Below are 15,811 nucleotides of genomic sequence, written 5' to 3' on the forward strand. Positions count from 1 at the left end.
GGCTATTCGGGGTCTCGCTCGATTTGGGTGCGCAAGGCTTCCAATCGTTCGACCTTTTCCAACGGCAGTGGATCCTGTTGCAGGAAAAGGGATTCGGCCTGAGTCAGGAAGGCGCGTGCGACCTCGCGTCGCTCCATGGCTAGGTGGCTGGCGGTCAGGTTCATCAACAGGTCGCCAAAGGCCTCCGGGTTCGCGGTTCGCTGGCTTTTCAAGACCGGTAAGGCTTTCCGATAGTAGGAAATCGCGGTGGCGTGGTCTCCACTTCTGCGATACCAGTGACCCACCTGGATCCGCATTTCCGCGATCTGCGGGTCCTCTTCCGGATCGAGACCCTCCGGCAAATATTTCTCGCGCAGGTTCAGCGAGTTGACCAGCAGCCTTCGGGCCTGGTCCATGCGGCCCCGCTGGAGAAAGGTCACACCGAGGAAATGGTAGATGTAGGCGGCGTCCAACGGCTCGCCAGCGAAAACCCGATCGATGTCTTTTTGGGCCTTGTCGAGAAAGCGATCGATCTCGGCCTGATCGCGGTGGGGCGAGAAAGGGTCCTGCAGGGCGAACAGGTCCATGGCGAACTCGGTGAGTTGCTGGGACCGACCCTGTGCCCGCAAGGTCTGGGCCTTGTGGTGGGCGATGCGCACGAGCCCGGCGGCCAGGAGGAAGATGGCCGCCGCCGCCACCGACGCGAGTCGCCAATGCCGCGTCAGGAACTTGCCGGTTGCGTACAGGAAGCGTCGCCGCCGGGCCTGAACGGGATAGCCCTTTTGATGGCGCTCGAGGTCTTGCTTCAAATCCAGAACCGAGGCGTAACGGTCACCGGGTTCGCGACAGAGCGCCTTGAGCACGATGCTGTCCAAGTCGCCCTGGAGCAGTCGCCCGTGGTGACGGCGATGGTTGGCGCCCTGCACGACGGGGTCTTCCACCTCGTGTGGAGATTGCGAGGGGCGGTCCTGTTTCCAGGCGGCACTGGGTTTGGGCGGCGCCTTTCGGCTCACGATCCGCAGCCACTCTTGAATGTTGTCGAACTCGCCGGCGAACGGAATCGAGCCCGTCAGCAATTCAAACAATACCACGCCCAGAGAGTAGACGTCGCTGGCTACCGAGACGCGTTCGCCGGCAACCCACTCGGGGCTGGCGTAGCCGGGCGTGAGCATGTGAAACGCGGGATGGGTCTGCGAGGCGGTGTCGCTCTCTTGGCCGGGTTGAAGCAGTTTGGCCAGCCCGAAATCCAACAGCTTGGGATCGCCGCCGGGCGTGATCAGGATGTTGCCGGGTTTGAGGTCCAGATGGACGATCAGGTTGCGGTGCGCGACCTGGACCGCCTCGCATACCTTGAGGAACAGCGAGATCCGCTGTGGGATCGAGAAGCGATGCCGGGCGCAGAATCGAGTCAGGGGGAGACCGTCGATGTACTCCATGACGAGGTAAGGCTGCAGTTCCCGGGTTTGCCCGCCTTCGCGCCAGGCGACGATGTAGGGATGGCGCAGATTGGCCAGAATCTGGCGTTCGCGCTCGAAGTGGCGAATCACCTTTTCCGAATCGAAACCCGGCTTCAACACCTTGACGGCTACGGGCTGGCCGCACTCATCGTCGCGGTGGACCGCCTTGTAGACCACGCCCATGCCGCCCCGTCCGGCTTCCTCCAGAACGCGATAATCGCCGATCACCTCTGGTTGCGAGGGGGTCCGGTTCTGCTCGGATGCGGCGCCAAGCTCCGTTTGGTTCCTATCGGGTGGGCATTTACCTCGAGCTTCTGTGTCCATCGCGGCCGCCTTCCGATCCAAACGTTGCGTGACTGCTTTGGTCACAAGGTTCCACTGCCATCCAGGGGCTAGCTTTTGGTCGACAATTCGCGCATGAACCACAAACGGGCGACACGCCACTCGCGCTGAATGGTCGCCTCGGATACCTCCAGCGCAGCGGCCACTTCACCGGTATTCAGGCCGGCAAAGAAACGCAACTCGATGATCCGTGCCTGGCGGGGATCCAACCTATCCAACTTCTCGAGGGCCTCGTCGACCGCGAGTACCGAATTGAGGTCGCCTTGCTTGTCACTGATGACGCCGGTGATATCGCTCAGGAAGACTTTTTCTCGATCGCCTCCTCGTTTGACGGCCGCACGAGAGCGAGCGTGTTCCACCAGGATCTGCCGCATGAGGCGACCGGCGAAGGCGAAGAATTGGGCGCGGTTTTGGAAGGAGAGCCGATCGTTGGCCTGTAACCTTAGATAGACCTCGTTGATCAAGGCGGTTGGTTGAAGTGTATGGCATGCACGCTCGCCGTTCAGATAGTGGATGGCGGCACCCTTCAAATCGCGGTACACCAAATGCAGCAGTCGGTTCAGTGCCTGCGGATCGCCTTTTCGCCATTGGCCCAGATAAGCGGTCAACGACGCTTGGTTTGGAATGTCCTCGATGGGGCTGTTATCGCTGGCGGAATGGGTTCCCATGACATGCTTCCTGCTTCAGACCTTCCCATTGTTCCATATTTTCCTCGGCTTGTCGTTCCCGAACGAAGTCGCGTGGTCAGGAGTCGGTCGAGGTGCCTCGAACCGAACGACGACCGTCCGGTCACTTCGAACCGGATTCGTCGAGTCGGCGCTCGGCCTTGCGTATAGAACCCGGTTCTGAGAGGATATGTGACAAATCCACAGTGAGTTAGTCTCCATCCGGAAGCCGTGGTCTTCGGAACGAACCTCGGCGGAACATGGACCATCGGGTAGATGATCCTCAATCGGCTCTCGGATGGGCACTCGTCAGGAGTCCCGTTTTGTTGGATTACGCCCAATACGATGCCCTCGGCCTCGCCGAGCTGGTTGCCCGCGGAGAAGTATCCCCTTCGGAATTGGTCGAGGCCGCGATCGCCCGAATCGAACGTCACAATCCCACCCTGAATGCAGTAGTGACCGACATGTTCGAAGAAGCGCGACGGGTTGCGGCCGGACCGCTTCCGGAAGGCCCGTTCAAGGGGGTCCCCTTTTTGTTGAAAGACCTCGAAACGGTGGTGAAGGGGGTGCCCATGAGCATGGGGAGCCGCGCCTGTGCGGGATATATTCCCGGTCAGGACAGCGAGATGGCGCTGCGTTTGCGCCGATCGGGCCTGGTGTTCGTCGGGAAGACCAATTGTCCTGAATTCGGGTTGATGGGCGTGACGGAGCCCGAGCTTTGGGGCCCGACCCGAAATCCTTGGAACCCGGAGCACACGCCGGGCGGGTCCAGCGGTGGTTCGGCGGCCGCGGTGGCGGCGCGGTTCGTTCCCTTCGCCTCGGCCGGTGACGGTGGCGGCAGCATTCGCATTCCCGCGTCGTGCTGCGGTTTGGTGGGGTTGAAGCCCACCCGCGGACGTGTACCCCTGGGCCCGTTCAACGGCGAGCTCTGGAGTGGCGCGGTGGTCAGTCACGCCTTGACGCGGACGGTTCGCGATTGTGCGGCGATGCTCGATGTGCTGGCCGGAGCCGACGTGGGCGCACCCTACGAGATTCCGCCGCCTGAGCGGCCTTTTTTGGAGGAGATCGGCCGCGAGCCGGGATCCCTCCGGATCGCGTACACCACCCAATCGCCGCTGGGGGCGCCGGTGAATGCGGCCTGCCGGGAAGCGGTGGAACAAACGGCGAAACTATTGGAGAGCCTGGGTCACGAGGTTGCGGAGGATGCGCCCGACTACGACGGCCACTTGTTGGCCGAGTGTTACGTGACCATGTACCAGGGCGAGGTGGACGCCAGCCTTCGCAAGTTGGAAAAGGTGTTGGGGCGGCGAATTCGACCGGGAGACGTGGAGCCGGCTACCTGGGCCCTGCGCGTCATGGGGCGAAAACTGACGGCGGGTGATTTCGCGTTCTACAAATCCCACTGGAACGAGCCCACCCGTGCCGTGGGGCGTTTTTTCGAGGAGTACGATCTCTTTCTGACACCGACCCTGGCCGCACCGCCGCTCCGCGTCGGTGAGCTGGCCATGCCCGGATTCGAGCGCGTGGGTTTGAAGATCATCAATCGACTCGGGCTCAGCGGGTTGCTCAAGCGCAAGATCAAGGTGGAGAGTCTCAAGAACCTGGCCAAAATGCCGTTTACGCAGTTGGCCAACCTGACCGGCGTGCCGGCCATTTCCTTACCGCTCCATCGGGTGGGCGACTTGCCGATCGGGGTGCAGTTCATGGCGCGCTTCGGCGCCGAGACGACCCTGCTCCGCCTGGCCGCGCAACTGGAAACCACCGACCGTTGGCAGAAGGGCGAACCTCGGATGGTGGCGGCGGAGGCCGGCGCAACCGCGGTTTCTGAGGAGAGGATTTCTTCGTAGGTGCAGGGCCGTTTACATGTAAGTTCCTTTTTACCAATGAGTCGCCGCCCAGGCCGGGGGCCGGATTGCCGGTGGTCCGGCACACCGGCCACCGAGTTTCAGGTGGGTAACTAATCGAAGCGAATCGTTTGGGAGTTCCCGCATTTGTGAGAGGGGCGTCGTTGCAGTAGGTGCCGGGCCCGCCCAGGGCGCCGGGCCGACATTTTTCGACGAACTCCCCGCACATCCGCCTTTTTAGGTTTTTATCTTTATCTTCGAGCTTTACAGAGTTTGTTACATAAGAGCCGCGAACCAGCGGGCAAACCCGCTCGATTTCGAGAAAGAAACAGCACACTTGGTTTCTGGCGAAGGGCCATGGGTCGTTCATCCGAAAAATTTAGCAGGAACGCATGAACATCGGAAACCAGGAAAGGATCGGCATTTGGTGTCACATTATGGTCCTGCTTTTCCTGGTTTCGATCATTCCTGCCTTCCTGATCAAGATTTGACGACGGCAAGACCCTGCTCAGGTTGAATGCACCACTTTGTTTCAAGAGAGTACGCAGAGATTACGGAGTTTGGCTCGGTGTGGCTTCAAGCCGTGCTTCTATCGTGAAGTAAAGCGTGAGTTATTTTTTACAATTTGCGTAAGTAAGGTAGAAAATGAGATTTTTTGACGGAGGCCCCTCAAAAGGCCGGCGATGTCCGGAGCCGTCTTGTGGGCTCCCAGCGGGGTCTCGGTGATCTCGGTGATTCCGATGCCTTGCGTTCCTCGAAGCCATGTTGGACTGCGCTCAGTTCCTCCGATTTCCGAGACGCGGCTTCGTGTTTTCCAAGCTTGGGCAGGCCGTGCCTCCGCAACCTTCGTGTCGATCTGAACATGTCACACCTCATGATATGTGTGGGGCCGAATCTACGGCCCCCCAAGGGTTCCATTCGTCCTTGCCACTGTCGTCCGCCGTGTGCGGCTGTGGCGATCAGGCCATGTTCATGAAATGAACCAGATGGTCGGGGGCGTGTCCGCTCATGGCGGGTGCCGGCGCGTAATCCGAAGCCTGGGGGGCGGGTGCCGCCGGTGCCGAGGGCTGGGGCGCGTTGGCCGCATCGCGGACCGTTTGTTCGAGTTGGGTTCGCAACGATTTGGTCGTCTCGATCAGGTTCTGGACGATGTTGTTGAAATGGTTCAGCTCGGTACCCTCGATGGCGTGGGTGTAACACAGGACCATTTCGTTGGACTGGGGGTCGATCGCCAGACTGGCGCCGCGGGTATCCTGCTGAAACAGGTTGAATGTCAACGCTTGGCGGTAGAACAGTTCCTGTCCGCTCTCCGGCAGATCGACGACCGACAGGTTGATGAAAAATTGATCGCTGGTGGGAGTGGTGGAAACGACGAGCTCGACATCGTCCGCAACGAGCGTGCAGCGGCCGTCTTCGTCCAGTGTCAGCGGTTCCGCCGAACCCTGACTCAGCTCGTTCAACCATTGATTGATCTGTTGTGCCTGGATGCTCATGAGGGTCTCCTTATACGGTTCACGAAAATCTTGGAAATACGCGAAGGGTCGACTGTCGCGGGGTAATGGATCTCGGGGACCCCTGCCCCTTGCAGCGCCCTGAAAAACGAAAAGGACGGTTCCGTGCCATTTTCCGGCTGGAGCCGCCGTGTCGAAAGCGCTCCGCCTCGATGCCTTGCACACATCCTATGACTCAAATGTGGAGAAAGTTTGTCGCAATTGAGGAATTTCACGGTTTGGGGGATTTGTGGGGCTCGCGTTCGGCCGCCGTGGACGATGGAGGCCACCGCGCTCGTCCCGAACGCCGGAATCCTCGACGACGCAAGGCATCGGGCCATGGCTCCGATCTCCTCGAGGGTGTCGCGTTCAGGCATTGGTTCCGGGGATCGCGATGACAGGGTTTGCACTGGTTCGCCTGAAAATTCTCTGCAATGTCAAGAACCTCCGGACGCGGACCAGAGGTGCATGTCGTCGATGTTGGCGTTGAACCCGCGTTCGAAGGTCTTCATGGCCGCCCGCAGGACCTTCAGGAATTGCTGAAGCTTCGATTCGTGATCGATGAACTTCCGGATCGTGTCCGCCACCATTTGGAAATGCCCGTCATCTCCGCCGTCGAATTGAATGTGAGAGGCCAGGAAGCGGCAGGCCTTTTTGGGTTGATCCACGCCCCAGTTCGCGATGGCGCGATGCAGGCCCTCCATGAACGAGGGCGGCAGGTTGGCGGTGATTCCTTCCGTGGCCATGGAGCAGGCCAGGAACAGAAGCGAATCGCGATGGAACCCGATGGTGCTTTCCTGGACCATCATGAACTCGTTCGTGGCCGAGTCCGGCAGCATTCGGTGCTTCACGTAGGCCACGTCTTCACCCAGGTGCTCCAAGTCGTGCTCGATGACCAGCTCGTGGTTGATTTCCCCGCGCATGTGGTTCATGAAATGATCGCGGATATCGTCCTGGGCGGCGTAGGCGATGGCGCGGGCGGCGAGGCGGGTGCTTTGGCGCACGTACTGGTGGAGGTTCTGCAGGGAGCGGACGTATTGCTCGCGGGAAATGGTACCGCCGGCGATGGCGCGGTACCAACTGCCTTGGTTGAAGCGTTCGAGCCAGCGTCGGTGGGTCTCGATGATTTCGTGGATGAAGTGCTTCTTCAAAGTGGCGCGGATCTTACCGTCACAGGTTTCGAAAGCGCGGAGCGTGGCGAGGTCCATCTTGGCGGCGAACGCCTCGAAGGTGGTGCCGTCGATTTTGACGGGCTTGAGGTGGGTGAGCGGGGCGAGATGCAGCACCGTGGCCAATTCATCTTCGTCGGGCGGCAACAGGACGACCACGTTCTTGAAACCCTCGATTCGGCCACGGCGCAGGGCCAGGTAGGCGAGACCCGCCAGCGTGTCGGGGGTGTCGTAGTCAGTGGCGATACAGATGCCGTTGAGAAACAGGGTCGGTGTGAGGGCCGCTTCGGGGAGGCGAATCAAGGCGTCGAAACGACCGTTGGCGGCAGGCGAAAGGATGGCGGTGCCGACCCAGGTGTCGCGATCGAAAAGGGAGATCGTGAATTGCCGCTCGTCGGGAATCGGAAGGAGCGGAGAAAAGGCCCAGCGTCCGTGATGTAGGGTCGACGGATTGACGTATGCCGATTCCTTGAGCGAAAAGTGTGGGGCCGGTGTCTGTGAGGTCATTGCAGTCGTCATGGTCGTGTGCCTCCTGGATGATGGTGACCTGATCGAGAGAATCCTGTTGAGGACTTGGCTGATCCCAAACGGGAATAGAGTATTGGGAAATGCAGGAATATTTACTGTAACTTTCTCTAAACAAAGATAATGAGAGTAGTGTGACCATGGCGGGACAGGCCCGTGGGGCCGAACTCGCTCATTTGATGGGTTTCCAGATGTCGGAAATGTCGTTTCCGCGTCGGGGCCTGTTCGGGCATGGTGTCCCGCGACCGGTTCCGCTGCTGGGACGGCTTTGGCGGAGGTTCCGTCTTGGCGGGTTCTTCGGTCGGTTCGTTGGTGGTGGCCCCGGATCGGTGCTGGTACGATCGCGGGCACAAAGGAGACCGAACCAGGATTTGGGGTAGGGGAATCGTGGCGGCGCGGATTCCATGAGTTGGGGGGCTCCGATGTGTTGATGGCAATCTAGGAGTCGAATGTGGAGAAAAAAAGGCGGAAATGAGGAAAAGAGATGGAACCTCGCCTCCTCCCCAACGATTCGGAAATCAAGTGCCATCGCGGGCTGGGAACCGTGGACGCAGATCGGTTTGACTCGCCCGCCCCGGTTTGGAAATCCGTTTCGGTAGCTCCACTGAATCCGTGCGGATCGTCACCGGCTCGCCGTTCGATGTGAGCGACATGCCCTCCCAACGGCGCATTCGTGACTCGATGCCCGGCTCCCGGGTTCCGGCGTCGCATGTTCCGGATCGCTGTCACGGATCGGAAAATCGGTACTGGACACCCACGAAAAACCAACGCCGGTGACGCGGCAGTTCGCGCACCACGTCTCCCTGGGGATTCGTGCCGAGTCCCACGCCGAGCGCCGGCGAGGCATACGCCTCGTCGAAGAGGTTGGTCACGGTCACGTCCAGGCTCAGTCGATCCGTCGCGCGCAATCCGAGCCGTGTATTGACCACCGCATACCCGTCCTGTCGTTCGAGGGCCTCCATGCTGCCCCGGTAATACCCGTTGAGGTTCCAATGGAGGTGATCCCATTGGCGGTGAAGGACCACACTGGCGTTGTTTCGCGCGATGAACGCTTCCGGCCGTTCGCTACCTGCGGCGGCCTCCATGTCGGTCTCCGTGTCGAAAAGGTGGGTGAAGTTCACTTTCAGCCGGGTGGTGTCGTCGACGAGCCATTGCGCGGAAAGTTCCAGGCCCTGGGTGTCCTGGGTTCCGGCATTGGCGAACAGGTTCGCCGGGGACCCGGGGGTGGCCTCGGGGTTGGGCACCAAGGTGATCACGTCGTGCATGTGCGCGGTGTAGAGGTGCGTGGCGAAGGTGAGCCGGCTGGAAATGAATTCGTACCCGAGTTCGTAGCTCTTCACGGTCGTCGATTGCAGATCGGGATTGCCTTGGGACACCAGGTTGTTTTGCTCGAAAAGATCGGCCAGGCCCGGTCCCCGGAACGCCTTCGCATAGATGAACCGCAGCACGTGGCGCTCGCTGGGTTTGTGGATGACCGACAGTCGCGGGCTCACGTGGTTTCCACCGTATCGGAAATCGTCCCATCGCAGGCCGACCAAGGCCTTGGTTCGCGTGCGAATCAGTCTGGAGAACTGGGCGAACAGGCCGGTGGTGCGCTGCTCCTGGTTGTCGATGAACCACTGTGATTCATCGAAAAAGGTGACGATCTCGCCGAGGTATTGGGGTGGGTCCGCGAGCAAGTCGTAGTTTCGCTGGGCCGTGGCCAGGGGATTCTCGGCCCTGGCCGTTTCCGCGCCGAACACCAGGTGCGAGGGCCCTTCCGGATCGTATTCCAATTCCAGCTTGGATTCGATGAGCCGGTACTCTTGGATCGGTCCCCCGAAAAAGTGATCCGCTTGGGCGAACGCCACGCCGCGCGGAAGTGGGGAGTGCAACCCTTCGCGTTCGGCCCATTGGCCGTCGAATCGGAGTTGTGCTTTCAGTGCCGCGTTAAAACGATGGGTGAAAGCCAGGCTGCCCAACCACGAATGCGTTTCGTCCCGATTGACGTTCGGCAGGATCCCCCCCGAATAGAGGTAGTAGTCTTCGAGTTCGCGATTCTGGTACTTGAGCGACGCATGGATTTTTTCTTGAAATTGAAGGTGCAGGTGCAGGTCCTGGCCGGTGCGGGGATCGCGGAAGGACGCCAGCTCGGGGTGCTGATCGGCGGCGATACCGTTGAAACTGGAGTGAGGATTGAAATCGACGAAGCGCTCGCCGTCGTCTTCGTGGAAGCTGTAGAACAGTCCCCAACTGAGGTCCGCGTCGGTCCGTGAATCGTGGTACCGAACCACGGCTTCACGCCGTTCGTGGCTCCCGGCCGAAACCTCCAGGGCCTTGCCCGTCTTGTGGGTGATCAGGTTGATGACACCGGCGATGGAGTTGGAGCCGTACAGGGACGAGGCCGGGCCGCGCATGATCTCGACCCGCGCCAAGTTGCGCACGTCGATGAAGCGCAAGAACAGCGATGCGGTGTTGTTGTGGAGGTTGTTGAGACGTTGCCCGTCCAACATCACCAGAAAATCGTTGCCGAACCCTGCCGAACCGCGCGCGATCGTGTAGTCGAGCTGTCCGTCGATGGTCGTGTTGATCTCGCTCTGCATGCCGGGCACGTAGTTGAACAACTCGCTCAGGTTCCGGATACCCATGGCGCGAATCTCGTCACCGGAAAACACCGTGATCGCACCGGTCGCCTCGGACAGTCGCGACGCCCTCTTTTCCGCGATGGTGATGACCAGACTGTCCATATACTCCTGAAAATCGGACAACGTGGTGATTTCCTGGGAGAACAACGTCGCGGTGAAGAAAAGAAGCGAAACCGGGATACGCCAGCAGGACATGGGTTAAGGCCTAAAGGTTTTTTCTATTTATCGGCGAGGAAAAGCCAGCTCTAAAATTTCGAGAGTCCGTGGCGGCGGTGGGTTTGCGGCCATCGGCGTCGATTCGTTCGCCCTGCCGGTCGCGGTACGCTCCGTCTTACCCCACGGATCTCCTGCCCTCCACGGCTTTGCGTTTCGTTACGAGTCCTCCGAAAACAGCTCGGCCAGCAGTTGTTCGACCACCCGCGCCATCGTGTAGGCCGAACTCGTGAAGATGCCGGGCCCCCAGAGCAGCATGCTGGCGATATAGATGCTGCGTGCGTCGCGCGAACGATAGGTCCGCATATCCACCGCGGCCCCTTTCATGGGCTGTCCTTCGCGTCGATAGGCGCCGATCAGGCCCTTGCGCACGAGGTTTCTGACCAGTGCGGGCTGGTCGTCGTGCACGACGTCGAGATTGACCGATCCCGTGGTGTTCACGAGAACCCGGGCCGTTTCCGTGCCGTGTTCGTGCTCGATTTCATATTGGCCGGTCGGGGTGGTCCCGATGGCGCGAACGCCTTTGACGAAGGAAAGTCGCCCGGCGCGATGGAGCGCCAGCAGCTTTTCCGCGGTCGGCACGGGGCACGGTGCGGCATAGGCCAGCACGGCGGTTTCGAGGCGATTGCGGAAGGTCCGTTCGTCGGCTGCCGTCAGAAGCTGTTCCCCGAAGCACTGCCACAGGTCGTCGCGCGCATCGTCGAAAAAATCCACGAGGAAGTTGAGACGGGAGGGGTCTGCCGCGTCGGCGATGGCCTCGTCGAGCAGGTCACCGGCTCGTTGGTCGACCTCGGCTGCCGTGCTGCAATCGGCATATGGGTCGCGCACCGCATCCCAATCGATGACCGCACCGTGGTGGTCGGCCTCCTTGCGAATCATCTCGGCCAGGGTCGGGAGGTCGAGCGCTCCGGCGCGGGCCTGTCGCCGCAGGCGGTCGGGGGTGACTTCGGTTCGTTCCAGGTCCCTTTCGTGCCGGCTTTGCATGGCCTTCAGGCGACCACTGCGGGAACAGAGCAGCACCCGCCGTTGGTTCGGGCCGGGTTCGAATTGCAGTGTGCCCCGTTCATCCCGGTGAAAGGCGCAGCCGGTGGACGGTGAAAACAAGCGGTTGACCACGTCGTAGGCACTGAGCGACGCGCCCAAAACGTGAACCTTCGCGTCCAGGGGCACCTCGTCCAGATCGGCGTTGCGGATATGGCTCGCGACGTAGGTGGCCCCCTCTGCCGGCGCAGGTGGAACCCTGTCCAGATCGGGACAGCGGCCCGTCGTCAGAATCGCTTTGTCCACCGTGGTGCGCCCGCCGTTCCAGTGGAGGGTGACCCTGCCTTGCGGGTCTTCGTCCATGTCGATCACTTCGTGGGGGACCAGGTTGACCCGAATGCCCTTGATCGCGGCGACGGTGCCGGTGCTCTCGAACACGTCCTTCAGGAAGCGCCCGAAAACCGATCGCGGCAAATGCCCCCTTTCGTCGAAATCGGGGGCCAGTTCGGGTTTTCCCTTCAGCCAGGTCACGAAGGCCCGGGTGTTGGATGGAACCAGGCACATCGTGTCCGTCGTGTTGTTGATCAGGTAATCCGGACAATCGTCGAGGCGATAGGGATAGCCGGGGCCGAATTCACCGCTCGCCTCGAAAATCGTGATTTCCTCGACGGGATATCCATCGACCAATTGGAAAAAGGCGCTGGTACCGGTGAAGCCGCAGCCGACCAGCGCGATGTGTGAGGGTGCCGTCATCGAACATCTCCCGCATTCCCAAGACTTGGCATCGGACACTGGAACTTGGTAACGATACCAGATTCAACGGCGAAGCGCCGAAGACGTTTCAGGGGGGAGCGGGGAGAAGGCTCCGGGCGTCGAGCGAGACACGGCTGTGCCCACTTGGACACCATTTGGCTGGTTTGTGCCCATCCATAAACCAGCGTTTTCATGAAAATACTCCTTCGAATCGGCAGGGTCGCCGACACCAGCCAGCCTCGGCAATCAGGCACCGGGAGTCAGCTAAATACCTTTGAACACGTATCTTGCCAATCCCTGACACCTGAGACCTGAAATTGTGCCCATTCAGTCAAATCACCTTGGGAGTCGTGAGCCAGTCGTTTCGGGATAGGTACTGGTTTGGAGGCCCGCGCTCGCTTGATTTGTGGTGCTGTCGTTTGTGATGGATGTCACTAAAATACAAGACCGAGCATTTCTAGATGATTGGATCCTTGAGTTGCCGAATGGCTCGGTGTTTAATGTGACTGAATTTTCGAATGAGTTTATTTTTTTGATTTTTAGATTAATTTCATAATTATCCATGCTTCCTTGGCGACGCGAATCTTGTATTCGTTAACGACGGTTCACCATACCCAGCCCTGGAGTCCGTTCGACGTGATGTCCCCGTTTGGTCTGCCACCGCGCACTTCTCGGGTCGGTCATACGAGCGAACCATGTCGGCCCTTCGTGTGGTCGGCGCTCCCTGGGATGCAGGGTTGCCAAGGGAGGCATGCATGCAGGAACCCACGCTTTCACGCCAGAAGCGGGTGCTCGAGATTTTGGAAGAGGTATTGGTCCTCGAACCCGATCGGCGTGAAACCTATCTTCGCCGCGTCTGCGCGAAGGATCCGGCGCTTCACGAACAAGTGAGGCAGTGTTTGAGCCGCACGGAATCGTCGTTTCCCGAGAAACCCTTCGAAGGTGGCCTGGCCGATGGCGATTTCCCGGGAGAATCTCCGGATCGCATCGGGCCCTTCCGCATCGTGCGCAAACTGGGCCAGGGCGGCATGGGCACGGTGTATCAGGCCGAACAGGAACATCCGGTGCGGCGCACGGTGGCCATCAAGGTCCTCGGCGCGTGGATGCAGCACGGTGAATTTCGGCGTCGGTTCCTGGCGGAATCACAAATGTTGGCAGGCCTGAATCACCCCAACATCGCGAAGTTGTTCGATGCAGGCACGACCGACCAGGGATTGCCCTATTTCGTGCTGGAGTATGTGGAAGGTGAACCCCTGGACCGTTACTGCGACCGACAGGGATTCGGGATTCACCAACGACTGAACCTGTTTCGCAAAATTTGTGATGCCGTCCATGAGGCCCATACGCACATGATCGTGCACCGCGACCTCAAGCCCGGAAACATTCTGGTGACGGCCAAGGGGGAACCCAAGCTCTTGGATTTCGGCATCGCCAAGATGTTGAACCCCTCCGATCAACCCGACGCCATGGCCGAAACGGCCTCGCACGTGCGCCTGATGACGCCGCGGTATGCCAGTCCGGAACAGATTCGCGGGGCGCCGGTTTCGCTGCGCAGCGACCTGTACGCGTTGGGGGTGGTCCTCTACGAATTGTTGACCGGTACCTGGCCGTATGCGCCCGTGAATGAGAGCTTGCGGGAATTGGAAAAGGCGGTGCTGAACCAGGAGCCCGTCCGCCCCAGTCAGGCCCTGTCCCTTACACGGCAAAAAGCGCCCAAAGACCCGGCAATCGAAGGTCCCGCCTTTGGCGAAGACAGCCGGCGGATTCGGCGCATCCTGAGCGGGGATCTGGACTTGATCGTGCTCAAGAACCTCAGCAAAAACCCGTCCTTTCGCTACGAAAGCGCGGCCGCCTTCGCCAAGGATATCGAAGCCCACCTTCAGGGCTTTCCCATTCAAGCGCGTAAACCCAGTTTGGTCTACACCACGGGTCGATTCTTTCGCCGCAACAAACTGCTGGCGGGTTTTCTGACTGTCCTGTTGCTCTTGCCTTCGACGTTCACGGTGGCGACTCTGTTGGAGAGCCGCAAGACCGAGGCCGCGCGGCACCGAGCCGAACTGGAGGCGGCCACCGCCGAATCGGTGGTGCAGTTCCTTTCGAACACCCTGGAAATGGCGGATCCGGTCGAGGCCAAGGGGGCCGAATTCACGGTCGTGGAGATGCTGGACCGCGCGCTGGCCGCATTGAAAAGGGGTGAATTGAGCGAGGAGCCGGAAGTTCGCTCGAGGCTCCTGAAAATCATGGCGAGGACTTACGCCAACATGGGATACCTCGAGAAGGCCGCTGGGCTGATGGCGGAAGTGCTGGAGCAGTGCCGCAGCCGAAACGATCCCTTTGCCACCACTTCGGCCCTTCTCGGTGTCGTCTCCACCGACTTGGTGCGTGGTGAGTACAAGCTCGGCCTCGAGCGCGTCCGAGAGGCGACTGCCATGGCCCGCCAGCTCCCGGAAGGGCGGAGGCGGACCGAGCTTCTGGCCCAGGCCCTGAATTGGTCCGGGCTCCTGTTGAAAGAGGAGGGCCAACTTCAGGAGGCGCGGGCGGCCTATACCGAAGCGCTGGACTTGCGCCAATCTCTCTACGGTCCCAACCACGCGGAAACGGCGGAAAGTATGAGCAATCTGGCCGCCATTCTGGGCGATTTGGAAGAATTTTCACGAGCGGAAGAGTTGTTCAAGCAGGCGTTGGCGGCGAGCGAAGGGAGTCAAAACGTGTTCACCCGTACCCGACCGGCCGCGATGGTGAGTTTGGGTAAAATGTTGCAGAGGTTGGGTCGCCTGGACGAAGCCCAAACCTATTTCGAGGAAGCCCTCTCTTTTAGCGAGCAAGTGTTCGGCCCGGATAGTCTGTACCTGGCCCCGGTCCTCAACAATTTGGGCGGTCTCTTCTACGCTCGTGGAGATATCGAGCGGGCTGACCACTACTTCAAAAGGGCCCTGACCATTCGGACTCGGGAATTGGGCGAGGACCACCCCCAAACCATTTTCAGCCTCAGTAATTACATGGCGATCCTCGCCATGCGGGAACGCTACGACGAAGCGCTCGGTTACGCGCACCGAGTGCTCGAGGCGCGGTTGAAGGAGTGGGGCACCGACCACCCGCTTACCGCACTCGCCTACGCCAATGTGGCTTCGATCTATTCTCGAACGAACCGAAATGGGTTGGCGCTGGAATACAATGCGCTGGTGCTGGGTCTTCGCCGCAAGGTCTTGGGAGAGCTACACCAGGGGACCGCGACCACCCTCTGGAAAATGGGGACCGATTTGGCGGAATTCGGTGAAATCGAGTTGGCCATGGATTACTTTCGCCAGGCGCACGCGATTCGCAGCCACAACCTGGGCCCGGAGAACCCCCGTACCGTGGCAACCCTGACCCAGTACGTGCGCCACCGCAACGAGCAGGGGCATCACCAGGAAGCGCTGGACATGGCGTGGCACCATCTCTGTCTGTTGGAAGCCTCATTACCGGAGGGCCAAGCCATGATCATCGAAGCCAAAGCCGTGTACGCCTCCTGTTTGGTGAGCGCATCGCGATTCGAGGAAGCGGTGCCCTACCTGGAAACCGCGCTGCGCGACAAGCAGACGTTTTTCGGTTCGGCGCGAGCTTGGGTGGTTGATCAATTGCGAACCTGCTACGTCCAATTGGGTCGAGAGCCGGAGGAAGGCCTGGAGCCCTTTCATTGAGAGGGTTCGGTCGGCATCGCCGAAAAGGTCGGCCCATGCGCGGCTGGCTTGACGGATTGAATCCGTTCGCGCACCTTGCGGGTCGCCCT

Annotated in this window: 8 protein-coding genes; 2 read left to right on the forward strand and 6 right to left on the reverse strand. The window is 60.3% G+C overall.

Features of this window, described 5'->3' with window-relative positions; all coding sequences use genetic code 11:
• Window positions 1-2: 2 nt before the first annotated feature.
• Window positions 3-1,760: a serine/threonine-protein kinase gene (locus tag J3U87_RS25500; protein ID WP_237378611.1), complete on the reverse strand. Its 1,758-nt coding sequence runs from the start codon at window positions 1,758-1,760 to the stop codon at window positions 3-5.
• A 68-nt stretch (window positions 1,761-1,828) separates the two neighbouring features.
• The gene (locus J3U87_RS25505; protein ID WP_237378612.1) at window positions 1,829-2,446 is read right to left on the reverse strand and encodes an ECF-type sigma factor; all 618 of its coding nucleotides are present in this window, start codon (window positions 2,444-2,446) and stop codon (window positions 1,829-1,831) included.
• Window positions 2,447-2,766: 320 nt separating this feature from the next.
• On the opposite strand from J3U87_RS25505, the gene J3U87_RS25510 reads away from it, so the two are divergent.
• Window positions 2,767-4,290 (forward strand): amidase, encoded by a 1,524-nt coding sequence (locus tag J3U87_RS25510; protein WP_237378613.1) that lies wholly within the window; start codon window positions 2,767-2,769, stop codon window positions 4,288-4,290.
• 956 nt (window positions 4,291-5,246) lie between these two features.
• Here J3U87_RS25510 and J3U87_RS25515 read toward each other — a convergent pair.
• The 4 genes from J3U87_RS25515 to J3U87_RS25530 all read right to left on the reverse strand — a co-directional run bounded on the left by J3U87_RS25515 (window position 5,247) and on the right by J3U87_RS25530 (window position 12,042).
• Entirely contained in the window at window positions 5,247-5,780 is a 534-nt protein-coding gene (locus J3U87_RS25515; RefSeq protein ID WP_237378614.1) for a CesT family type III secretion system chaperone, read from the reverse strand.
• A 434-nt stretch (window positions 5,781-6,214) separates the two neighbouring features.
• Window positions 6,215-7,465, reverse strand: coding sequence for a hypothetical protein (locus tag J3U87_RS25520; RefSeq protein WP_237378615.1), 1,251 nt, complete (start codon window positions 7,463-7,465; stop codon window positions 6,215-6,217).
• A gap of 731 nt (window positions 7,466-8,196) precedes the next feature.
• A complete protein-coding gene (locus tag J3U87_RS25525; protein ID WP_237378616.1) occupies window positions 8,197-10,218 on the reverse strand; it encodes a TonB-dependent receptor plug domain-containing protein in 2,022 nt (673 codons plus the stop codon).
• A 249-nt stretch (window positions 10,219-10,467) separates the two neighbouring features.
• Window positions 10,468-12,042: an FAD/NAD(P)-binding protein gene (locus tag J3U87_RS25530; protein ID WP_237378617.1), complete on the reverse strand. Its 1,575-nt coding sequence runs from the start codon at window positions 12,040-12,042 to the stop codon at window positions 10,468-10,470.
• Between the two features lie 755 nt (window positions 12,043-12,797).
• Here J3U87_RS25530 and J3U87_RS25535 point away from each other — a divergent pair.
• Window positions 12,798-15,722, forward strand: coding sequence for a serine/threonine-protein kinase (locus J3U87_RS25535; RefSeq protein WP_237378618.1), 2,925 nt, complete (start codon window positions 12,798-12,800; stop codon window positions 15,720-15,722).
• Window positions 15,723-15,811: the final 89 nt, after the last annotated feature.

The sequence above is a fragment of the Sulfidibacter corallicola genome, from assembly GCF_017498545.1.
GTDB classification, from domain to species: domain Bacteria; phylum Acidobacteriota; class Holophagae; order Acanthopleuribacterales; family Acanthopleuribacteraceae; genus Sulfidibacter; species Sulfidibacter corallicola.